Here is a 22,516-nt window from a genome sequence, read left to right as displayed (position 1 = left end):
CATGACACACCCCTCGACCGACCTCACCGACGGCATCCGCATACGCGGCCTCACCAAGACCTACGCGGGCGGCGACCCTCACCGTCCGGCCCTGGAGTCCATCGACCTCGACGTCGGACGGCGTCGCTTCGTCAGCCTGATCGGCCCCAGCGGCTGTGGGAAATCCACCCTGCTCAGGGTGATCGCGGGTCTGGAGGAACACGACACCGGCGAGGTCTCGCTCTTCGGTTCGACCCCCCGCGCCCTGTGCGCGGCCAAGGCCATCGGCCTGGTCCCCCAGACCCCGGCCCTGCTGCCCTGGCGGAACGTGCGCCGCAACATCACCCTGCCCCGCAGTGTCAACCGCCGCGCCGGCACCGACGGGGAGGACCCCGACGACCTGCTGCGGGCGGTCGGCCTGGGCGACGTCGCCCACCGGTACCCGCACCAACTCTCCGGTGGGCAGCAACAGCGCGTGGCCATCGCCCGCGCCTTCGGCATGCGCCCCGAGCTCCTGCTCATGGACGAACCCTTCTCCGCCCTGGACGAGTTCACCCGGGAGGCGTTGCGGCTGCAACTCCTGGTCCTGTGGCAGCGCCGGGCGACGACGGTCGTCTTCGTCACCCACTCGGTGCGCGAGGCGGTCACCCTCTCCGACGAGGTCGTCGTCATGTCGGCCCGCCCCGGTCGCGTCCACGAGGTGCTGCCGATCGACCTGCCCCGTCCCCGGGACGCCTCCGTGGTGACCGGGCCGCGCATGCACGCACTGGAGGACCGCGTCCGCGCGTCCCTCCAATCCGCCTGGGAGGCCGGTGCCGCCCCCGACGACCTCGTACCGCTGTGAGCGAGAGCATCGAGATGACCGCCAAAGCCCCCGTCCGGTCCGCACCCGCCCCACGGCGGACGACCCCCGCCCCGCGACGACGATCGACCCGACGCGGACCGCTGCACCCCGCCACCTGGGCGCCCACCACGGTCCTGGTCCTGATCCTGGGACTGATCTGGTCGGCGATCGCCGCCGAACACCCCTACATCCTTCCCGAACTCTCCGAGGTCGGACTGGCCCTGGTGGACCGGCCGGAGGTGTTCCTCACCAACGCGTGGACCACCCTGTCGATCGCCCTGGCCGGCGTGGCCTGCGGCGCGGGCACCGCGTTCGTCCTGGCCCTGGTGATGTCCGAGGTCCCCGTGGTCCGGCGCGCGCTCATGCCGCTGGCCGTGGTCCTCAACGTGACCCCGGTCGTGGCCCTGGCGCCCGGGCTGGTGCTGGCGTTCGGGTTCGGCATGACGCCCAAGGTCGTCGTCACCGCGATCATCACGTTCTTCCCCGTGCTGATCAACGTCACGACCGGCCTGCGGGCGGTACCCCCCTCCGTCCTGCACGTGTTCGAGACCCTGCACGCCTCCCGGACGGAGGTGCTGTGGCGGGCGCGAATCCTCTACGGCCTGCCCTACACGTTCGCCGCGCTGCGCGTGGTCATGCCGCTGTCCATCGTGGGCGCCGTGGTCGCGGAGTTCGTGGCCGCGGGCAGCACCGGCGGCCTCGGCACCATGATCCGCAACGCGGCCTCCACGGCCCGCCTCGAATCCGTCTACGCCGCGATCGCCTGCCTCGCCGCCATGGGCGTGCTCATGCTGGCACTGGTCACCGCCGTCGAGCGACGGGTGCTCTTCTGGCACGAATCGCAGCGGCGCGCCTCCACCTAGACCCGCAGATCCCACCCCACACCCTGTCCAACGAACGAAAGAACTCCCAGATGATCACCCCCACCACATCGCTCTCGCGGTACCTCGGTGCCGCGGCCCTGGCCACGGCGGTCCTGGCGACCGCCGCCTGCGGCGGCTCCGAGGCCTCCACCGAGGAGAGCCCCACGACGGCGATGGCCATCGACGAGGAGCGCTGCGACACCAACCGCGAGGCCGGGACCGTCACCTACATCACCGGTTACTACTTCCAGGCCTCGGTGAGTCAGTTGGAGGTGTTCGCGGCCGAGAAACTGGGCTTCTTCGACGCCGTCTGCCTGGACGTCGAGGTCCAGGCCGGTGTCGGCGACATCATGGCCAACTCGCAGCTGGTGTCGGCGGGCACCGCCCACTTCACCCCCCTGGCCAACGAGGGCGAGGTCGTACAGGCCAACGAGAACGACCACGAGATCGTCGGCCTGGCCACCTACGGGCACGTGCCGATCGCCTCCCTGCTGACCAAGCCCGACATCGAGGACCTCAAGGACCTGGAGGGCAAGACCCTGGGCCGCCCGGGCATGCTGGGCGCTCCGCTGGAGGCGATGCTGCTCGCCGCCGACGTCGACCTGGAGGCCGTGGAGCAGGTCGAGACCGGCTACGACCCGAGCATCCTGCCGCGCGACCAGGTCCAGGCGCTGGCGGCGTTCCGCTCCAACGAGCCCAACCAGTTGGACGCCATGGGCGAGGAGTACACCGAGTGGCTGCCCGAGGACTTCGGGGTGGTCGGCTCCTTCGGTGTCATGGGGGCCAACTCCGAGTGGGCCGCCGAGAACCCGACCGTGGTCGAGGACTTCCTGCGGGCCATCGGCAAGGCGTTCGAGCACTGCCAGGAGAACGGCCAGGAGTGCGTCGAGCAGGCCGCCACCTTCGACGAGACCGGTGAGTACGACGTCGAGCACAACCTGAAGGTCTGGGAGTCCGAGAGCGAACTGGTGCGCGCCTCCACCCCCGACGACTCCAGCCCCGGGTACATCGACCTGTCCCTGACCGAGGCCGAGACCGCGAACCTGGTGGAAAACGGCGTCCTCGACGAGGTGCCCGACCTGGAGCCCCTGTTCGAGCCCCACTACCTGGAGTCCGTCTACGTGGCCGGCAACATCACCTGGCCCGCCGAGGACGAGTGACGACCGGACCGTCGGGAACGGCGCGGACACCGGAGGAGAACACCATGGAACAGCACGAGCGAGGGATCTGAGTTGTCCGAAACGGGCGGTACACGGGCCGCCGACACCGAGTACGGGATCTTCCTGCCGATCGGCAGCGGCGGGTGGATCGTCTCAGAGACGGCACCGCACCCGGAGGCGACCTACGCCTACAACCGCCGTGCGGCGGTCCTGGCGGAGGAGTACGGCCTGGACTTCATCATGTCCATGGGCAAGTGGCGCGGTTACGACGGCGCCACCGACCACTGGGGCCGCACCCTGGAGTCCATGACGATGATGGCCGGGCTGGCCGAGGCCACCGAACGGGTCAAGGTGTGGGCGACGATCCACACCAACCTGTTCCACCCGGCGATCGCCGCGAAGATGTACACCACCCTCCAGGAGATCAGTGGCGGGCGGGCCGGGATGAACATCGTGGTCGGCGCCTACGCCAAGGAGTTCGAGCAGATGGGTCTGTGGAACGGGACCCTGTCGCACGCGGACCGCTACCGGTACACCGAGGAGTGGACCTCGGTGCTCGAACGGCTGTGGACGGAACCGTCGGTGAGCCACGACGGCGAGTTCTTCCAACTGGACGACTGCCGGTCGCTGCCGCACCCCGAGCGGCGTCCGACGCTGATCGCGGCGGGCCGTTCGGAGACGGGCCTGGAGTTCCAGGCCCGGCACTGCGACGGCTCGTTCCTCACCTCGCAGGACCTTCCGGGACTGCGCGAGGCCAGCCTCGACGTCAAGACGCGGGCGGAGAAGCAGGGGCGGAGCATCCGCACCTACTCGATGCTCACCGTCATCATGGCCGACACCGATGAGGCCGCCGAGGCCCGACGGCTGGAGTACGGGCGCGGCGCCGACGTGGACGCGCTGGTCAACATGAAGGTGTCCTGGGGACTGCCCCTGGAGCGGGCGATGTCGTCCACCGCCGAACGGCCCGAGGACGAGGCGTTCCAGACGCCGTTCGTCACCGGGTCCCCGGAGACGGTGGCGGCGCGGATCCGGGAGACCGTCGAGTTCGCCGAACTAGACGGGCTGATGTTGATCTTCCCGGACTACCACTCCGATCTGACGGAGTTCGGGGAGCGGGTCATGCCGCTGTTGCGCCCCGACCCGGCCGGTGGTGGCGCCGGGTGACGGGATCCGTCACCGACGTCACAGGCCGCCTCCGCCCGGTGCCGGGTGCACCGGGGGAGGCGGCCGTGCTCGTCGTGGACCTGCAACGGGACTTCGCCGATCCGGACCGGCTCTCCTGGATCGACGCCGCGGGCCGCGATCGGGTGGCCGCGGCCGTGGCGGGCACCCGACGGCTGGTGGAGCGGGCCCGCGCCGCGGGGGTGCGCGTGGTGTGGGTGCGCCTGGAACAGGACCTGGACGAACCGTGGGACGCCTCGCGGTGGCACCGGGGGTTGGTGGACATCCCGCGCGAACGGCTCGTGGAACGGGAACCGTGCGTTGCGGACACCCCGGGCGCGGAGTGGTTCGCCCTGGCGCCGCGCGAGGACGAGGAGGTGGTGGTCAAGCGCCGCTACTCGGCCTTCCACGGCACCGACCTCGCCCGCGGGCTGTACTCCGGGGGCACGTCGTGGGTGGTGGTGTGCGGGCTGACGGCGGACTGCTGCGTGGACGCCACCTCACGGGACGCCTTCCAGCACGGGTTCCGCGTGGTGGTGACGGCCGACGCGACCGCCTCCTACGAGGAGGACCGGCAGCGGGCGGCGATGCGGGCACTGTCCATGCACGCGGCCGTGGTGACCACGGTCGACGACATCACGGCGCACTGGCCGACCGGGCCCTGAGAGGGCGGTTCGTGAGTCTTCGAGTGATTCTGTGGTCGTCCGATGGTGTGAGGTGTGGGCGGAGGTCCGCGGTGCGTGGCCTGCCGGGGTCGGCTGGGTGAGTGAACGGAAGCCGTGTACCGGCGACTGCTCGTCCGGCTGGTCGCCGGCACGGGGCTCCCGTTCACCAACAGGCCGGTCGTGCTTCGAAGGAGCCGGCCGACACCTACGCGCCGAGTACCTGACGCCGCACCTCCGGTTTCCATTCGACGTACTCGGCCTCCGCTCCGCCCTGATGACGGGCGTAGAGGAAGCGGCCGGTTGCGCTGGTCGCCTCCTCCGTGGTGATCTCGGCGCCTGCCTCGTCCAGTGCCACGCGCGTCTGGTCCAGGTCGGAGACGATCACCGTGGCCGTGGCGTGGGCATACCGAGCGCGTTCCTCGGCGGGTCCGGCGATGACCAGGAAGTCACCGATGGCGGCGAGCTCGATCTCATCGAAGGCGAAGTGCAAGTCCGGACGCGTTCCCGTCAGGCGCTCCAGCAGGGGGAGGGTCGTGCTCAGGTCGTCGGCCCAAAGGCGGGCGTACGTCTTGAGGATCATCGTTGCTCCAGGGGTCCGTTCAGGCTGCCTTGGTTTCCAACAGGTACGGACTAACCGTAGGAGAGTATGATCCGAGCTGGAAGAACGCACATTTCCGTGAGAGGGGCACCTCGTGGTGACCAAGCACCCCGCCCGTGATCCGGCCGACACGGATCTCACCCGCGCCGACTCGCTGGCCCGTGAGATCTTCGCGGGTGTGGCCAACAAATGGGCGTTGTTGCTCATCAACGTCCTGGCCGACCGCACCCTGCGGTTCACCGAGCTGCAGAGGCAGATCGGAGGCATCAGTCACAAGATGCTGTCCCAGACACTGCGGCACCTCGAACGGGACGGGCTGGTCGACAGGACCGTTCATCCGGTGGTGCCGCCCCGTGTCGAATACCGCCTCACCGAAGCCGGCCGGGCACTGCGCGCCACGGTCAACGGTATGTGCGCCTGGACCCGTACCCATCTGGACCACATCGAGGAGGCTCGGCGCCGGTTCGACTCCGCCCGTGCGGTGTGACATGGCCGGCCATGGCCGTGGCCGGGTGGACAACCCCTGCTCGGGCTCTGTCGGGATCCCGCGTTCGGCCGGCCGCTTGAGCTTCGGCCTGCGCGGCGATCTCGCGCTCTTGCTCCTCCAGGTGCGTCAGCACCGCTCCCACATACCGCTCTCTGACGCCTCGGCCGTGACCCGCTCCCCCGGGCGCCGGGTGCCTGATCGGCCCTGTGCTCCTCGGGGACGCCGGGGCTCGGGACGGAGCCCGGCACACCTGCCCGTGCAGCAGGATGGGGGAATGGACATCCCCGAGGCCGAGGTGGACGTCACCGCCGCTCTGGTCCGATCCCTGCTGGCCGATCAACACCCCGATCTGGCCGGCCCACCCCTCACCCTCGTCGCCCACGGCTGGGACAACGTGATCCTGCGGCTGGGCGACGCCTTGGCCGTGCGCATGCCGCGCCGGGAGCGGGCCGCCGGTCTCGCGCGCAACGAGCAGCGGCGGCTCGGGGAGATCGCCGCGCGCCTGGACACCCCGGTGCCCACGCCCGTGCGCGTCGGCGGTCCCGGGCGCGGGTACCCCTGGCACTGGTCGGTCGTTCCCTGGTTCGAGGGACGGCCCGCGGCCACCGTTCCCGTCGCCGACCGGGGCGGGCTCGTCGCCCCGCTGGCGGACTTCGTCGTCCGCCTGCACGTCCCCGCGCCCACGGACGCCCCTGTGAACCCCTTCCGGGGCGTCCCCCTCGCCGAGCGCGACGCCGGGCTGCGCCGGCGCCTGGCCGACGGGCCGTCCCACCGGCGCGCGCGACTCACCGCCCTGTGGGAAGGGCTGTCCGCCGCGCCGGCCTGGCCCGGGCCTCCCCTGTGGCTGCACGGCGACCTGCATCCCGCCAACATCCTGGTCACCGACGACGGCCGGGACCTGTCCGCGGTGATCGACTTCGGCGACCTGACCTCCGGTGATCCCGCCTCGGACCTGGCCGTGGCCTGGCTTCTCTTCGGCCCGGCCGACCGGGCCGCCTTCCGCGCCCGGGTGGACGCGGCGGGGGTCGTCGACCGCCACGTGTGGAGCAGGGCCCGGGCCTGGGCCCTGCTCCTCGGTGTCCTGCTCGCCGACTGCTCCGACGACGCGCCCCTGCTCGCCGCGATCGGCGCACACACCCTCGAACAGGTCGGCCTCGACCCGAACCCCGTGGAGATCGACCGTGACTGAACCCGGACGGACCCCCAAGGGCCTTCTGGACGCCCCGGACGCATCCGTGCACGGGCTCATGGCGGCACCGGGCGGGCTGGGCTCGGTGGTGCGCTCGGTCACCTTCGCCCACGACGGCGAGCCCCCGGATGAGAAGAGCACGGGCGGTGTCCGGCGTGCCGCGGGACGGATCCCTCAGTCCAGGGAGCGCACCAGCTCGGCGACCCGCTCGGGCTGTTCGTACATGGCCAGGTGCCCGGCCCCCTCCAGGACGGTGACGTCGGCGTCGAGCAGACGGCGAGCCGGTCCGTGCAGGCGGGCGGGCGAGTAGAAGACGTCGTCGGAACCGGTCGCCAGGATCACCGGCGTGTCCTCCCAGGGACGCAGGCACTCCAACGGCAGCGGGCCCGGGGCCAGGCTGGTCCGGCAGTGCCGACCCACCAGGGTCATCCACGAGGCGAACGGGTGCACTCCGCCGTGCGAGGCGGAGGTGTACGCGGGGCCGCTCATGTGGTCGAGCAGACGGGTGCTCTTGTCGTCGCGCGGCCCGATCATCCACGGCAGGGCGACCCGCATCAGATCGGAGTTCACCGCCGCGGCGGTGAGTCCGGCCGGTCCGACCATCACCACGGAGCGGACCAGCCCGGAGGGCTTGGCGGCCAGCAGTACGGCCGCCCCCAGGGAGTGCGCGAGGACGGTCGCGGGACGGTCGGTGAGCAGGGGCAGGATCTCGTCGAACCAGGCACCGTACAGGGCCGCCCGGCCGGACCGGGGGCGGATCGCCTCGCTGAGTCCGGGCTGTCCGGGCAGGTCGACGAGGACGACCGGGCGGTCGCGTTGGAGGACCCGGGCGAGGTCCACCGACGTGGCGGAGTTGAAGTTGGTCCCGCTGAGGACGATGACCGGCGCGGCGTCGCCGCCGGGGGCGCCGAAGGCCCGGGTGGTGCCGAGCGCGGTGTGGATCTCGGGGAGCGGGGTGAGCGCCGGCCATGCGGCGATCCGTTCCTGGCAACGGTCCCGGATCTCACGGGCCCCGGTTTCGGAACGATAGATGTGCGTACCGTGGGGGTGGGGGTGGGCGTCGGTCATCGGGCACCTGTTCGTTTCCGGATGAGTGGAAGGTCACCGCCGACCAGTCTTCCCGGCACACCGGCGAGCAAGCGTACACGACTCCCCGGGACCGGCACGTTTGGAACGGACATATAAGCTCTGGTCTGGACATTCGTGCCATCACCGGAGAGTCACGGGGCAGGCTCGAATGTCCTAGGTGTGCCGGGAAGACTGGTCGGCGGCCCGTTCGTCGTCTCCAGAAAGCCGTCCATGAGCATCGACCCACTGGCACATTCCACTTCCACGAATCCACTCTCCCGACTGGCCGAGGCCCTGCGCAGCGACACGGTCGGGGGTTTTCTTCTGATCGCCGCGGCACTGGTCGCGATCATCTGGATCAACACGCCCTTCGGTGAGGCCTACGAGAATCTGCGCTCGGTCACCCTGGGTCCCGAGTCCCTGCACCTGAACCTGTCCCTGCAGACGTGGGCGGCCGACGCCCTCCTGGCGGTCTTCTTCTTCGTCGTCGGCAACGAGCTCAAACAGGAGTTCGTCAACGGCGAGCTGCGCAATCCGCGCCGGGCGATGCTGCCGATCGTCGCGGCGATCTGCGGCATGGTCGTTCCCGCCGCGATCTACGTGGCGATCAACTTCTCCTCCCCGGACACGATCCAGGGCTGGGGCATCCCGATGGCGACCGACATCGCCTTCGCGGTGGCCATCCTCGCCGTGGTCGGTCGGCACCTGCCGCCGTCCCTTCGCACCTTCCTCCTGACCCTGGCGATCGTCGACGACCTCGGCGCGATCATCGTCATCGCGGTGTTCTACACCTCCGGCATCGACCTCCTCATGCTGGTCGCCGCGTTCGCGGGTCTGGCCGTCTTCGGCTACCTCCAGCGCGGCAAGGGCCTGGCCGCACGGCTCAACGCCTCCCGGGTGCCCAACTGGATCGTGTACGTGCCGCTGGCCGTGCTGATCTGGGTGCTGATGCACGAGAGCGGTGTGCACGCCACCATCGCCGGTGTGGCCATGGGTCTGCTGATGCGGACCAAGGCCATGCCCGGCGAGACGCACGACCCGAGCCACCGTGTGGAGCATCTCCTGCGTCCCTGGTCGGCCGGTCTGGCCCTGCCGATCTTCGCCTTCTTCTCCGCCGGCGTGGTCATCGACGGGTTCGGCTCGGTCGTCAGCGACCCGGCCTCGCTCGGCATCATCATGGGCCTGGTCGTCGGCAAGGCGATCGGTATCGCGGGCGGCGCGTGGGTGACCACCAAGGTGACACGGGCCGAGCTCAACCCGAGCCTGAAGTGGATCGACATCGTCGGCATGTCGCAACTGGCGGGGATCGGTTTCACCGTGTCCCTCTTGATCAGCGAGCTCTCCTTCGTGGATTCCGCCGAGCATCTGGCGCACGCCAAGACCGGTGTGCTGGCGGCCTCGCTCATCGCGACCCTGCTGGCGGCGGCCGTCCTCGGGGCGCGTTCGCGGCACTACAGGGGCCTGATGCAGGCGATGGCCGAGAAGGAGAAGGAGGCCGGCGGCCGGGCCTGACGGCCCTCGGGGGCCGGGAGGGATCCTCCCGGCCCCCGACGGATTCGGGCTTCGCTTCGATACCACGCGCGCCGGTGTGCTTCGACACACCGAATGATCGGGACAGGCTGATTTTCGTGTGCTAGGTTCTAAGAAGTTGCAGTCGTGAGCTCCGATGGATTTTCATCTCGTCGGGAGATCACCGCGGTGACGGGAAAATCGTCATCTGCGGTTTTCTTCATGTTGCGAACGAGAGGTATCCATATGGCGACCGGTACGGTTAAGTGGTTCAACGGTGACAAGGGCTTCGGCTTCATCGAGCAGGACGGCGGCGGCCCCGACGTCTTCGCCCACTACTCGAACATCCAGGCCTCGGGCTACCGTGAGCTGGCCGAAGGCCAGGCCGTGCAGTTCGATGCGGTCCAGGGCGCCAAGGGCCCCCAGGCTGAGAACATCACCCTGATCTAGGGGAGCCAACGCTCCTCCAGCGGTAGGGGCCCGCCCTTCGGGCGCCGGGCCCCACCGCTTTTCTTTTTTGTCCGCCGGATTCTCCGCCGTCGCTCTCCGACCGGCACCGGCGCCCACCGCTCCTCGGAATTCTCCGATCGGTCGCGGTCATCCGCGTTATTTCCTCCGGCGTACCCGGTTTCCCCCTGCGAGGCCGTATCCAGGCCTCCCGCCCGGCGAACGCCGTCGGCGAAAGGCCTCATATGAGTCATCCGTACCGCACCACCGGTTCCAGCCGCAGCCGCCCCGCTTACGGTCGGCAGCGCCCCTACAACGACCGTCGCCCCCACACCGGCGGTCGCCCCCGCAGCGGCGGCCCCTCCGGGGAGTTCGCCCTCCCCGTCACCGTCACCCCGGCGCTTCCGCCGGTCGAGTCCTTCGACGCGCTGGACATGCCCGAGCCGTTGAAGCGGACCCTGGCCCGCGAAGGCCTGACCGTCCCGTCCGAGATCCAGGCGGCGACCCTGCCGAACTCCCTCGCCGGACGCGACGTGCTGGGTCGCAGCCGCACCGGTTCGGGCAAGACCCTGGCCTTCGGGCTGGCCCTGCTCGCCGGACTCGACGGCCGCGAGCCCGAGCCCCGGCGTCCCCTCGCCGTGGTGCTCGCACCCACCCGTGAACTGGCCCAGCAGGTCGCCGACGCGTTGGCGCCCTACGCACGCTCGGTGGGGGTGCGCACGACGACCGTGGTCGGCGGCATGCCCATCCACCGTCAGGCCCGTTCCCTGCGCCAGGGCGTCCACCTCGTGGTGGCCACCCCGGGGCGCCTGCGCGACCTGATGGAGCGCGGCGACTGCGTCCTGGACCGGGTGGAGTCCGCGGTCCTCGACGAGGCCGACCAGATGACCGACATGGGCTTCATGCCGCAGGTCACCGCGATCCTCCAAGAGGTTCCGGCCGGCGGTCGGCGCATGCTGTTCTCGGCGACGCTGGACCGCAACGTCGACACGCTGGTCCGCCGCTTCCTGAACGACCCGGTGGTCCACTCGGTCGACCTGTCCGAAGGCGCCGTCTCCACCATGGAGCACCACGTCATGCACGTGTCGCACATGGAGAAGCAGGACGTCGCGACCCGGATCGCCTCCCGCGACGGTCGGGTCATCATGTTCCTCGACACCAAGCGCGCCGTGGACCGGATGGCCGACCACCTGTTGGCCAACGGCGTCCTCGCCGCGCCCCTGCACGGCGGCCGCAGCCAGCCGCAGCGGACCCGGACGCTCGACCAGTTCAAGAAGGGCCACGTGACCGCCCTGATCGCCACCAACGTGGCGGCGCGCGGCATCCACGTGGACGGTCTGGACCTGGTCGTCAACATCGACCCGCCCACCGACCACAAGGACTACCTGCACCGGGGCGGGCGCACCGCCCGGGCCGGGGAGTCCGGCAGCGTGGTCACGCTCGTGCTGCCGAGCCAGCGGCGCGACATGACCCGGCTCATGAGCCGGGCGCGGATCGAGCCGACCACCCTGCGTGTGGAAGCCGGGGACACGGGACTGGACGAGGTGACCGGGGCGCGCGAGCCCTCCGGCGTGCCGGTCTCGATCGCCGCTTCGGCCTCCCGTGAGCGACGACGCGACCCGGCCCCGCGTGGGCGCCGCCGTCCGCGCCGCTGACCCGAACCACGACGGGCCCCGTGACCACATCGGTCGCGGGGCCCGTTCGCGTTCCCGGGACGTTCAGGACGTGTTCCGTGGGTGCCCCTTCCCTCGATCGGGCGGGGTGTCACCGAACGCCACGGCCGATCCGTCCACGGCCTGTTCCTGGCGTGCTCTTCGGTGCCCCCGGGGGTCGCGAGGGTGTCCACGGGGTTCCGGAGGCCCGGAGCGAACGTCCGTGCAGCGAGGACGCGGGCGCGGAGCCGAAGGTCCCCGCTCTCCGGGCGCTCCGGGCACGGACCGAAGCGGAGCCCGGGTTCGAGAGAACACGGTCTAGGAGCCGGTGGCGGCCCGGTAGGCGAGCCAGCCCCCGTGGGCGCTGATGTCCTCGGCCCCCTCGGCGGCGACCGCCTCACAACCGAATCCGACCACCGTGCGCCCGTCGGCGAGGGTCACCGCGCCCAGGGACATCGGGGCGGGCAGGGCGGCCAGGAAGGCGCCCAGGGCCGCCGGGGAGAGCCGCCACACCTCGCAGGCCAGGGCTGTGCCGTCGGACTCCACGCGGAGCAGTCCGGGTTTGGGCGGTGTGGTGGGCAGGGCGACCATCCGGTACTCGGGGGCGGTGGCGGTGGCCTCCACGAACCGGGCTCCAGGTCCGGTGAGCTGGTGGTGCAGCGGCTGGCCGCGCAGGTGGGCGCCGAACACCGCCAGTTCCACACCCGCCCCCGGGTGCAGTTCCCCCGGGTCCCGCCCGACGAGGGCGCCCGCCAGGTCCAGGGCGACCTGGTCCTCGAAGGCCCGGGAGATGAGACTGACCCCGAACGGGCGTCCCTCGACCTCGCCGGCCGGGACGGCGACCGCCGCCAGGTCGAGGAGGTTGACGAAGTTGGTGTAGGTGCCCAGCCGGGAGTTCACCGCGACCGGGTCGGCGGCGACCTCCGCCAGGGTGGGGTGCCCGACGGTGGTGGGCAGCAGCAGGGCGTCGAAGCCGTCGAGGATGCCGGCCGCCGTGGTCCGGTAGGCGGCCAGACGCTGTTGATCGGCGGCCAGCCGGTGCGCCGGGACGGCCTCGGCGGCCAGGATGATCCCCGACACGGTGGGGTCGGCCCCCTCCGGGTGCCCCTTGAGGAAGTCCCCGACGGCCGCGTACCGTTCGGCGACGAGCGCGCCGTCGTAGAGCAGCCGGGCCGCCTCCAGCAGCGGGGCGACGTCCACCTCGGCCACCTCCGCGCCGGTCGCCGCCAGATCGGTGACGACGGTGGCGAAGGCGGCCCGTTCGGCCTCCGACAGCGGTTCCAGACCCGCCGGGGTCGGCACGGCCACCCGGCCCGCGCCGCGCGGGGCCAGGCGCACGTCGGCGGGCACCGGGCGGGAGTAGGGGTCGTCGTCGGCCGGCCCGGACATCACCGTCAACGCCTCCCGGGCCGTGGCGAGGTCGCGGGCGAAGACGGTGACGCAGTCGTAGGGGCGGGCGGCGGGGACGACCCCCGACGCCGGGACCAGGCCCAGGGTGGGTTTGAGGCCGACGATGCCGTTGAGGGCGGCGGGCACCCGGCCGGACCCGGCGGTGTCCGTGCCCAGGGAGAGGTCGGCGACGCCCAGGGCGACCGCCACCGCCGAACCGGCGCTGGAGCCGCCCGAGATCCGTTCCGGGCGGGCGGCGCCCCGCACCGCCCCGTAGGGGCTGCGGGTCCCCACCAGGCCGGTGGCGAACTGGTCCAGGTTGGTCTTGCCCAGGACCAGGGCGCCCGCCGCCACGAGGCGCCGCACGGCGGGCGCGCTCTCGACCGGTGTGCGCGCGAACGCCGGGTGGGCGGCGGTGGTGGGCAGTCCCGCCACGTCGATGTTGTCCTTGACGGCGACGAGCAGCCCCGCGAGCGGGAGGGCCTCGCCGGTCGCGAGCCGTTCCTCCAGGGCCTTGGCCTCCGTCTCCACGTCGTGCTCGGGGCGGAGGGTGATCCAGACCTCGGGGCGGTCGGCCTCGGCGATCCGCCGGTAGGCGGCGCGGACGCGGTCGGTGGGGTTGTGCATCAGGCGGGTCCTCCTTGCGTGATGACGGCCAGGGCGCTCCCCGGGTCGAGGTGCTGCCCCGGGGTGACGAGGATGTCGGAGATCGTTCCCGCCTTCGGGGCCCGTACCACGACCTCCAGCTTCATCGCCTCCAGACGGACCACGGGCTGCCCCTCCTCGACGTTGTCGCCGGGGCGGACGTCGACCTTCCACACGGAGGCGGCCAGGGGCGCCTCCACCAGGGCCGCGCCCGGCGGCAGGTCGAGGGCCCGGGGGGCCACCGGCTCGGGTTCGGGACGGTCGGCGAACTCGCCGGCGGCCTCCCAGGCCAGGCGCTCGGTCTCGAACGCGGCGGCCTGGCGGGCGCGGAACGCGGCGATGGAGTCGGCGTTGTCGGCCAGGAAGCGCTCGTGTTCCGCGAGGGCGAACTCCCCGTCCTCGATCCTCAGCTCGTGGCTGCCGGCGAGCAGGTCGGCGCGCAGGTCCAGGAGTTCCTCGTGGCCGACCGGGTACCAGCTGACGCGGTCGAAGAACCGCAACAGCCACGGCACCCCCGGTTCGAACGGCCCGTACTGGCCCAGCCCCGACCAGATGGGGACGGTGCGGCCGATGAGCTGGTAGCCGCCGGGACTCTCCATGCCGTAGACGCACAGGTAGGCGCCGCCGATGCCGACCCCGGCCTCCGGCGTCCAGGTGCGGGCGGGGTTGTACTTGGTGGTGACCAGCCGGTGCCGGGGGTCCAGCGGGGTGGCGGCGGGCGCGCCCAGGTAGACGTCGCCCAGGCCCAAAACCAGGTAGGAGGCGTCGAAGACGATGTCGCGGACCCGGTCGACCGAGTCCAGGCCGTTGATACGGCGGATGAACTCGATGTTGTCGGGGTTCCAGGGGGCGTCGTCGCGGACGGCGGTGCCGTAGCGGGCGATGGCCTCGTGGATGGAGGGGTCGTCGAAGGACAGCGGCAGGTGCAGGGTGCGGCTGGGCACCCGCATCCGGGAGGTGGCCGGCAGGTCGGCCTCCACCTCGCGGAGCAGCCCGAGGAGCGTGCGCAGCGGCAGGCGTTCGGGGTCGGTGTGCAGGTGCAGGGAGCGCACACCGGGGGTGACGTCGACGATCCCTTCGGGGTGGGCGTCCTCCACGGCGGTCATGAGGGCGTGGACGCGCATGCGCAGCCCGAGGTCGAGGGCCATGGGTCCGTACTCGACGAGGATGTTGTCGTGTCCGCCGCGCCGGTAGACGACCTCCGGGGTGCCCTCCCCTGCGGGGACGCGGGCCAGGACGCCGTCGTCACCGTCGGAGCCGTCGCGCAGCAGTGCGGCCGCGGTGGGCTCACCGTGCAGGCGCTCGGCGGCGGCCTCGGTGACCGGGTGGAACCGGACGGTGTCGCCGGGACGGAGCTGGCCGATCTTCCAGCGGGAGCCGGAGACCACGGTGACGGGGCAGACGAACCCGCCGAGGCTGGGTCCGTCCGGACCGAGCAGCACCGGGGTGTCGCCGGAGAGGTTGACGGCGCCGATGGAGTAGGCGGTGTCGTGCACGTTGGAGGGGTGCAGTCCGGCCTCGCCGCCGTCCAGGCGCGCCCACCCCTGTTTGGGGCCGGACAGGCGGACGCCGTTGCGCGCCGATTGGGGGTGGACCTTCCAGTCGGTGGCGTAGAACGCGGCCATGCCCTCCCGGGTGAGGAAGTCGGGGGCGGCGTGCGGTCCCTCGGACACCTCGATGTCCCAATGGGCGTCGCCGTCGGCGAGGACCGGCGGGTCGGGGCGGTCGGTGTCGGGGACCGGAGCGGGATCGGGGGCGTCGGCGGCGACCGGCGCGGGGCGCAGCACGTCGCCGAGCCGCAGCGCGCGGCCACTGTGGCCGCCGTAGCCGCCGGTGGTGAACGTGGAGGTGCTGCCCAGGTACTCGGGGACGTCCAGGCCGCCGCGCACCAGCACGTAGGTCCGCATGCCCGGGCCTCGGGCGGGACCGACGTCGAGCAGGCCGCCCGCCGGGACCTCCAGGGGCTCCCATCGGGAGACCGGAACCCCGTCCAGGGTGACCTCGGCGGGGGCGCCGGTGACGCACACCGTCGTGGCGTGCGAGAAGCGCAGGGCCGGGCCCTCGATGGTGCACTCCAGGCCGGGGGCGCCCTCCGGGTTGCCCAGGGCGCGGTTGCCCAGGCGCAGTGACAGGTCGTCCATGGCGCCCGAGGGGGGTACGCCCACCTGCCAGTACCCGGTGCGGCCGGGGAAGTCCTGGACGGTGGTGAGGGTGCCGGCGCGTTCGACCTCGATGCGGGGTTCGGGATCGCCCACCCCGGCGCAGGTGGCGGTGGTGTGGTCGACGGCGCGCACCCCGGGGTGGGCGGCCAGGGCGCGCAGCAGCCCCAGGTTGGTCTGGAGGCCGTCCACCCGGGTGTCGGCCAGGGCGTCGGCGAGGCGGTTCCACGCGTCGTCGCGGTCGGTGCCGTGGACGATGACCTTGGCGAGCAGCGGGTCGTAGTCGCTGGTCACCCGGCGCCCGGTGGCCGCCCATCCGTCCACGCGGACGCCCTCGGGCGTTTCGACCCGGGTGAGCAGGCCGGAGCTGGGGCGGAAGTCGTGGGCGGGGTCCTCGGCGTACACGCGCGCCTCGACGGCGTGGCCGGTGCGGACCGGCCCCTCCGGCGGGACGTCGGCGAGCACGTCCTCGCCCCGGGCCTGGCGCAGCATCCACGCCACCAGGTCGACGCCGGTGATCTCCTCGGTGATGGGGTGCTCGACCTGGAGTCGGGTGTTGACCTCCAGGAAGGACGCCTCGTCCCGGTCGACGTCGTAGACGAACTCCACCGTTCCGGCGCTGCGGTAGGACACGCCGGCGCACAGTTCGCGGGCGGTGCGGTGCAGTTCGGCCCGGAGGTGGTCGGACAGGTCGGGGGCGGGCGCCTCCTCCACGACCTTCTGGTTGCGGCGTTGCAGGGTGCAGTCGCGGTCTCCGAGGGTGACGACGCGGCCGTGCCCGTCCCCGAAGACCTGGACCTCGATGTGCCGGGCGCGGGAGACGAAGCGTTCCAGGAACACCCCTCCCCCACCGAAGTGGGTCCGGGCCATCCGCCCCACCTGCTCGAACGCGGCGCGCAGCTCGGCCTCGTCCGCGCAGGGGCGCAGGCCGATACCGCCACCGCCGGAGGTGGCCTTGAGGATGACCGGGTAGCCGACGCGCTCGGCGGCGATCACCGCCGCGTCGACGTCGGTCAGGGTGTCGCTGCCCGCGACCATGGGCAGACCGGCCGCGGCGGCGGCCTTGCGGGCGGTGTGCTTGTCGCCGAACTGTTCCAGGTGGTGGGGCGCGGGGCCGACGAAGACGGGGCCCGCCTCCTCCACGGCGCGGGCGAAGTCGGCGCTCTCGGACAGGAATCCGTAGCCGGGGTGGATCGCGCCGGCGCCGGTGGCGGTGGCCGCCGCCAGGACGCGTTCGACGTCGAGGTAGCTCCGGGCGGCCGGGGCGGGCCCCAGTCGGACCGCCTCGTCGGCCATCCGGGTGTGGAGGGCGCCCGCGTCCGCGTCGGAGTACACGGCGACGGTGCGCAGGCCCAGTTCGCGGGCGGAGCGGATGATACGGCAGGCGATCTCGCCGCGGTTGGCGATGAGCACGGAGTCGAACACGGTGGCTCTCCTTGGTCCGAGGTTCTGCGCGCGGGTCGGTGTGCGTCGGGTGCGCCGGGTCAGAATGCGTCGGGGTGCAACGCCATACGGGTGAGGGCGCGCCGGGCGCGTTCCAGGACGACCTCCATGGAGGCGCCGACGTGTTCGTGCATGGCGCGGTGGGCGGCGTCGATTTCGCCGTCGAGCAGGTGTCCGACGATGGCGAGGTGCTCGGTGATGGTGGAGGCGATCCGGTCCTCGGTGAGGAAGTCGTACATGCGGACCCGGCGGATGCGCCGGTTGACCGAGACGAGGGAGTCGGTGAGGGCCCGGTTGCCGGAGGCGCGGGAGAGGTCGGCGTGGAAGTCCTCGTCGAGCAGTACGAACGAGGCGTCGGGTGCGGGCGGGTCGGCCGCGATGCCCTCCCAGCGTTCGCGCTGGGCCTTGAGGATCCCGGGGTCGTGCCGGATGTCGGGGTCCTCCAGGGCACGGGCGATGCCGCGCAGTTCCAGGGTGACCCGGAGTTCGTAGAGGTCGCGCAGTTCGGCGAGGTTGGGAACGCTGATGTGGAACCCGTTCTCACGCCGCTCGACGAGGCCGTCGGAGTACAGACGGGCCAGGGCCTCTCGGACGGGCGTGCGGGAGACGCCGAAGCGCTCGGCCAGGCGCACCTCGCCGAGTCGGGTGTGGGGGGTGATGCGACCGCTGAGGACCTCCTCCCGGAGAAGGGCGTAGACCCGGTCCCGGCGGGAGCCGGCCGTGTCGACGGCGGGTCCGTCCGGGCGTGTATACAGCGGTGTGTCCATGGGCCCCGACGGTAGGAAGGCCGTGTTTCGGCGGCCCTGTCCTCCGGTGAAGCCTGCGTTTCCCCGTGTTTCGCCGTGCTCCGCCACGGCCGCCCACGGGTCGGACGTGCGACCGGCCCCGCACCGGGGTCGGAGCGCGCACCCGACGGGCGCGGCGGGCCGCCGGGGCGGTTCCGGGAACGGGAAAGGGCGCCGCGGCCCGGGTCGTGGGAGTGCGGTGGTGTCCGGGAGGACATGACACCACCGGCCGACCCGGGCCGCGACGCCCGTGGGGGCGGGATCGCGGGGTCCGGTCTACAGGGTGAACCCGAGGGCCCAGGCGAACAGGGCGTACATCGCACCGAGGACGAGGACCAGGGCGATGAGGTTGAGCCACAGGCCGCCGCGCATCATCTGGCCGATCCGCACGTGCCCCGAACCGAAGACGATCGCGTTGGGCGGGGTGGCGACCGGGAGCATGAACGCCATGGTCGCGGCCAGGGCCACGGGGACCACCAGGGTGAGGACGTCCATGTCCATGCCCATCGCCACGCCGCCCAGGATCGGCAGGAAGGTGGCGGCGGTCGCGGTGTTGCTGGTCAGCTCGGTCAGGAACAGGACCAGGGCGGCGACGACCAGGATGAGCACCCACACGGGGATGCCGGCCAGGACGGAGACCTGACCGCCGATCCAGGTGCTCAGGCCGCTGGCGGTGAACTGCGCGGAGATGGCCAGGCCGCCGCCGAACAGCAGCAGCACGCCCCAGGGGAGCTGGACGGCCGTGTCCCAGTCGAGCAGGCGGGCGCCCTTGCGGTCGACGGGGACGAGGAACAGGACGACGGCGACGGCCATGGCGATGCCCGCGTCGGTGATGGAGGACAGCCACGGCAGGGCGGCGCCGACCGTCTCGGTCCTGGCCAGCATCGGGATGAAGATCCAGGACAGGGCGGCCAGCGCGAACACCAGCGAGACCGACTTCTCACCGCGGGACATGCGTCCCATCTCGGCGAGTTCGGAGCGGATCAGCTCCTGTGCGCCCTCGACCCTCTTGACCTGGGGCGGGAAGACCTTGACGAGGACGAACCAGGCGATGAGCAGGAAGACCGCCGCCAGCGGGACCCCGGCGAGCATCCACTGGCCGAAACCGATGGTGATGTCGTGGGTCTCGGAGAGGTAGGCGACCATCAGCACGTTGGGCGGGGTGCCGATGATGGTGGCGACCGAGCCGATGGAGGACGCGTAGGCGATGCCGAGCATGAGCGCGGTGGCGAAGTTGGCGTCGGTGCGGCCGTTGCGGAACTGGGTGAGCACCGTGATCACGGACAGGCCGACGGGGAGCATCATCACGGCGGTGGCGGTGTTACTCACCCACATGGTGATGAAGCCGGTGGCGACCATGAAGCCGCCGACCAGGCCGGCCGTGTTGGAGCCGACCTTGGAGACGATGGTCAGCGCGATCCGTTTGTGGAGGTTCCACTTCTGCATGGCCAGGGCCAGCATGAAGCCGCCCATGAACAGGAAGATGGTGTCGGATCCGTAGGAGGAGGCGACGTCCTTGATCGGCGCGCCCTCCAACATCACGGGGAAGAGCACCAGCGGCAGCAGGGAGGTCACCGGGATCGGGATCGCCTCGGTGGCCCACCAGGTCGCGATGAACGCGGTGATCGCGGCGACGATGCGACCGTTGGCGGACAGGACCGCCTCGTCCTCGCCCTCGATGAGCGGCAGCGGCATGTCGGGCATGAGGAGGTAGACGATCAGACCGATGACCGGGCCCGCGATGAGTCCGACCACCTTGAGGCGGGAGCCTCCCGCGGGCCTCCCGTCCTGTGAGGGCGATGAGGTGTCGGGGATCTGCTCGCTCTTGGGGGACGCCATGTGAACCCTCCTGTCGTGGGTCCCGCGGGCGGTACCGCGCGGGCCCACCGGGACCTACCGGGGATCACGGACCGTTACGGTCCGGTTTCCCCGGGATTTCTCGATTCGTCACAGTGATGGTGAACACCTCCCGATCGTGTGTCCAACCCCTCACCGAAAATTAAGATTCCTCTGACATTCGAGAACGCCGAGTCAGTGACCTGACGCACATGGTCATCTCGGAGGCGTTGTGGGCGCTCGCCTTGGCACACCGCTTAAGCTGCCGTTATGCGATCAGAAGGTCCGAATCGGCGCACCGTGTTGCGCGGAGCCGTCGGCGCCCTCGTCGCCTCCGGCATGAGCGGTTGCGGTTTCGGCGCCGAGGCCGCGCCTGCGGAACTGATCGTCGCCACCGGTCCTCCGGGGGCCGTCTACCGGGAGATCGGCACGGAGATCGCCACGCTGCTGGACGCCCGCCTGCCCGACACCTCGGTACGGACCGTGGAGACCAGGGCCTCCCACGACAACCTGCGTCTGCTGGCGAGGGGCACGGCCGACCTGGGGCTGTCCAGCCTCGACTCCGTGCTCGCCGGCGAGATCACCGACGCCTCGCCGCTGCGCGCCATCGGCCGCCTCTACGACAGCTTCGTCCACCTCGTCGTCCTGGACGGTTCCGGCATACGTCGCGCGGCCGATCTCGCGGGCCGACGGGTGTCGGTCGGCGCCGTCAACTCCGGTACCGAGTTCACCGCCCTCCAGATCATCGCCGAGACCGGTGTGGAACCGGAGCTCGTACGCCTGGATCAGGCGGCCTCCGCCGAGGCCCTGTGGAACCGGGAGATCGAGGCGATGTTCTCCCTCACCGGGCTGCCCACCCCGGCGATCGCCGACCTGGCCGAGCGTCACGGGGTCAGGTTGATCGACCTGTCCGGGATCGCCGTGACCATGGTGGACGCCCACCCCGAGGCGTACTTCCCCGCCACGATCCCGGCCACGACCTACCGGGGGATCCCCGCCTGTCCGACGATGTCGGTGCCCAACCTGCTGCTGTGCCCGTCCTCACTGCCCGACGATCTCGCCCACACGATCACCGACACCGTCTACACCGGGGCCGCCCGCATCGCCCGGACCCGGCCCGAGGCCGCGCAGATCAACGTCCGCACCGGGATCTCCACCGGTGTGGTCCCCCTGCATCCCGGGGCGGAGCAGTGGTACCGGGAGAACAAGCCGGCGTGACCGGGGACCGGGTCAGTCCGTTCCCGGCGGGTCCGCGACCGCGGGCAGCAGGAGCACGGCTCCGAAACCGGTCCCGCCGTCATGGCGGAGTCCGTCCGTCAGCAGGAGCCGACCACCGGCCTCTTCGAGCAGCCCCGCGACGATGGCCAGCCCCATGCCGGTGCCCTCGATGTTCTGGTGCCGGGGGGAACGCCAGAAGCGCCCGGTGGCGGCGGCCCGCTCCTCCTCCGGCAGACCGCCCCCGTCGTCGAGGACCTCGATCCGTACGGGGTCGCCGCCGTGGGCCCGGATCTCCACCCGTGTTCCCTGCGAGAGGCGGAGCGCGTTGCTGACGAGTTCGTCGAGAATGCTGCCCAGGCCGCCCGCCGGGGCCCGGACCCACAGGTCCCGGGGAACGTCGACGGCCACGGTGAGGCCGCGTTCGCCCCCCAGGGCCCGCCACCGTTCGACCCGGGTGTCCAGCACCTCCGTGATCAGGGTCGCCTCGGTGCCCGTCACGCTCTCCAGGCGGGTGGCCGCCAACAGGGAGTTGAGCATGCGGTTCATCGCCTTGGTCTCCTCGACGGCGATGTCGTGCGCCTCACGTGCCTCATCGGTACGGAGGTACGGCGCCAGGTTCTCCACCGCCAGGCGCAGACTGGCCAAGGGGTTGCGCAACTGGTGGGAGGCCTCCGACACGAAGGACCGCTGACGCTCCAGGGCCCGGCGGACCACCTCGACCATGGTGTTGAAGGAATCCGTGAGCCGGCGCAGTTCCGGTGGCCCGCCTTCGGCGTCCACGTGCACGTTCAGGTCCCCCGCAGTGACCGCCGAGGTGGCCGCGTCCAGTCGCCCGATGGGACGCAGCACCCACCGGGACAGGGGCATCACCGCCCAGACCAGCAGCGCCAGCGGCAGCAGGCTCGCCAGGGCCAACCACCCCCAGGCGCCGAGGGTGCCCGCTCCCAGCCGTTCGGTGGGGGACACCAGGACGACCGCTCCGACCACCTCGCTGTCGCGGCCGATCGGCTCGGCGATCACCAGGGGGTCGGTGTCCCACGGCCACACCGTCGACGGCGGCTCGGGGCGTTCTCCGGCCAGGGCCGAGGTGATCGCCACCGGGGCGTCCAGCCGTTCCAGTTCTCCGCGCAGGCGTACGATGCCGGCCGAGCCGGCCACGATCTCCCCGTCCGGGGCCACGACGATGACGGGGATCCCGTACAGCTGCTCGTAGCGGCGCATCTCCTGTTCGAGCGCGTCGCGCCGTTCGGTCTCCAGCGCGGTGCGGGCCAGGGCGGAGAACCGTCCCGCGTCGCCGAGCCGGTCCACGTACACCTCCTGGGTCCGCTGACCGGCGATCACCGCCCCGAGGGGGACGACGATCGCGGCGACCAGCACGAACGCTGCCGGGAGCAGGATGGACAACAGGCGCCGGAGCAC

18 protein-coding genes are annotated in these 22,516 nt (G+C 71.6%); 11 read left to right on the top strand and 7 right to left on the bottom strand.

Going from position 1 to position 22,516, the window contains the following annotated elements:
* Position 1: 1 nt before the first annotated feature.
* From RM479_RS00710 to RM479_RS00690, 5 genes are all read left to right on the top strand, one after another.
* Positions 2-823, top strand: coding sequence for an ABC transporter ATP-binding protein (locus RM479_RS00710; protein ID WP_311509710.1), 822 nt, complete (start codon positions 2-4; stop codon positions 821-823).
* Positions 820-1,686, top strand: a complete 867-nt coding sequence (locus RM479_RS00705) for an ABC transporter permease (protein ID WP_311509708.1) — start codon at positions 820-822, stop codon at positions 1,684-1,686. Before RM479_RS00710 ends, RM479_RS00705 begins: the two co-directional genes overlap by 4 nt.
* Before the next feature lie 50 nt (positions 1,687-1,736).
* A complete protein-coding gene (locus RM479_RS00700; RefSeq protein ID WP_311509707.1) occupies positions 1,737-2,846 on the top strand; it encodes an ABC transporter substrate-binding protein in 1,110 nt (369 codons plus the stop codon).
* 72 nt (positions 2,847-2,918) lie between these two features.
* Entirely contained in the window at positions 2,919-4,010 is a 1,092-nt protein-coding gene (locus RM479_RS00695) for an LLM class flavin-dependent oxidoreductase (protein WP_311509706.1), read from the top strand.
* 65 nt (positions 4,011-4,075) lie between these two features.
* Positions 4,076-4,672, top strand: coding sequence for a cysteine hydrolase family protein (locus RM479_RS00690; RefSeq protein WP_311509705.1), 597 nt, complete (start codon positions 4,076-4,078; stop codon positions 4,670-4,672).
* 205 nt (positions 4,673-4,877) lie between these two features.
* Here RM479_RS00690 and RM479_RS00685 read toward each other — a convergent pair whose 3' ends face one another.
* Positions 4,878-5,252, bottom strand: coding sequence for a hypothetical protein (locus tag RM479_RS00685; protein WP_311509704.1), 375 nt, complete (start codon positions 5,250-5,252; stop codon positions 4,878-4,880).
* 115 nt (positions 5,253-5,367) lie between these two features.
* Here RM479_RS00685 and RM479_RS00680 point away from each other — a divergent pair, with 115 nt between their 5' ends.
* Positions 5,368-5,757, top strand: coding sequence for a winged helix-turn-helix transcriptional regulator (locus tag RM479_RS00680; RefSeq protein WP_311509703.1), 390 nt, complete (start codon positions 5,368-5,370; stop codon positions 5,755-5,757).
* 274 nt (positions 5,758-6,031) lie between these two features.
* Entirely contained in the window at positions 6,032-6,946 is a 915-nt protein-coding gene (locus RM479_RS00675; RefSeq protein ID WP_311509702.1) for an aminoglycoside phosphotransferase family protein, read from the top strand.
* A gap of 174 nt (positions 6,947-7,120) precedes the next feature.
* Here the strand turns inward: RM479_RS00675 and RM479_RS00670 are convergent, their stop codons facing one another.
* A complete protein-coding gene (locus tag RM479_RS00670; protein WP_311509701.1) occupies positions 7,121-8,014 on the bottom strand; it encodes an alpha/beta fold hydrolase in 894 nt (297 codons plus the stop codon).
* Positions 8,015-8,245: 231 nt separating this feature from the next.
* Here RM479_RS00670 and nhaA point away from each other — a divergent pair, with 231 nt between their 5' ends.
* The 3 genes from nhaA (at position 8,246) to RM479_RS00655 (ending at position 11,625) form a co-directional block, all read left to right on the top strand.
* Positions 8,246-9,526, top strand: coding sequence for a Na+/H+ antiporter NhaA (nhaA, locus tag RM479_RS00665; RefSeq protein WP_311509700.1), 1,281 nt, complete (start codon positions 8,246-8,248; stop codon positions 9,524-9,526).
* Positions 9,527-9,769: 243 nt separating this feature from the next.
* A complete protein-coding gene (locus tag RM479_RS00660; protein ID WP_274812708.1) occupies positions 9,770-9,973 on the top strand; it encodes a cold-shock protein in 204 nt (67 codons plus the stop codon).
* A 242-nt stretch (positions 9,974-10,215) separates the two neighbouring features.
* On the top strand, positions 10,216-11,625 hold the full coding sequence (locus tag RM479_RS00655) for a DEAD/DEAH box helicase (RefSeq protein ID WP_311509699.1): 1,410 nt from the start codon (positions 10,216-10,218) through the stop codon (positions 11,623-11,625).
* 315 nt (positions 11,626-11,940) lie between these two features.
* On the opposite strand, the gene atzF is transcribed toward RM479_RS00655, so the two are convergent.
* The 4 genes from atzF to RM479_RS00635 form a co-directional block, all read right to left on the bottom strand.
* Positions 11,941-13,638, bottom strand: coding sequence for an allophanate hydrolase (gene atzF, locus RM479_RS00650; RefSeq protein ID WP_311509697.1), 1,698 nt, complete (start codon positions 13,636-13,638; stop codon positions 11,941-11,943).
* Complete coding sequence (gene uca / locus RM479_RS00645; RefSeq protein ID WP_311509695.1) at positions 13,638-17,240, bottom strand: urea carboxylase; 3,603 nt, start codon at positions 17,238-17,240, stop codon at positions 13,638-13,640. The genes atzF and uca overlap by 1 nt, the downstream gene beginning before the upstream one ends.
* Positions 17,241-17,299: 59 nt before the next feature.
* The gene (locus tag RM479_RS00640; protein WP_311509693.1) at positions 17,300-18,025 is read right to left on the bottom strand and encodes a GntR family transcriptional regulator; all 726 of its coding nucleotides are present in this window, start codon (positions 18,023-18,025) and stop codon (positions 17,300-17,302) included.
* Between the two features lie 294 nt (positions 18,026-18,319).
* Complete coding sequence (locus tag RM479_RS00635; protein WP_311509692.1) at positions 18,320-19,882, bottom strand: SLC13 family permease; 1,563 nt, start codon at positions 19,880-19,882, stop codon at positions 18,320-18,322.
* Positions 19,883-20,149: 267 nt separating this feature from the next.
* Between RM479_RS00635 and RM479_RS00630 the strand changes: the two genes are divergently transcribed.
* Positions 20,150-21,097: a TAXI family TRAP transporter solute-binding subunit gene (locus RM479_RS00630; RefSeq protein WP_311509691.1), complete on the top strand. Its 948-nt coding sequence runs from the start codon at positions 20,150-20,152 to the stop codon at positions 21,095-21,097.
* Between the two features lie 12 nt (positions 21,098-21,109).
* Here the strand turns inward: RM479_RS00630 and RM479_RS00625 are convergent, their stop codons facing one another.
* On the bottom strand, positions 21,110-22,516 hold the full coding sequence (locus RM479_RS00625; RefSeq protein ID WP_311509690.1) for a sensor histidine kinase: 1,407 nt from the start codon (positions 22,514-22,516) through the stop codon (positions 21,110-21,112).

Source organism: Nocardiopsis lambiniae (genome assembly GCF_031845465.1).
Taxonomy (GTDB): Bacteria; Actinomycetota; Actinomycetes; order Streptosporangiales; family Streptosporangiaceae; genus Nocardiopsis; species Nocardiopsis lambiniae.
This window is presented reverse-complemented; position numbering and strand designations above follow the sequence as displayed.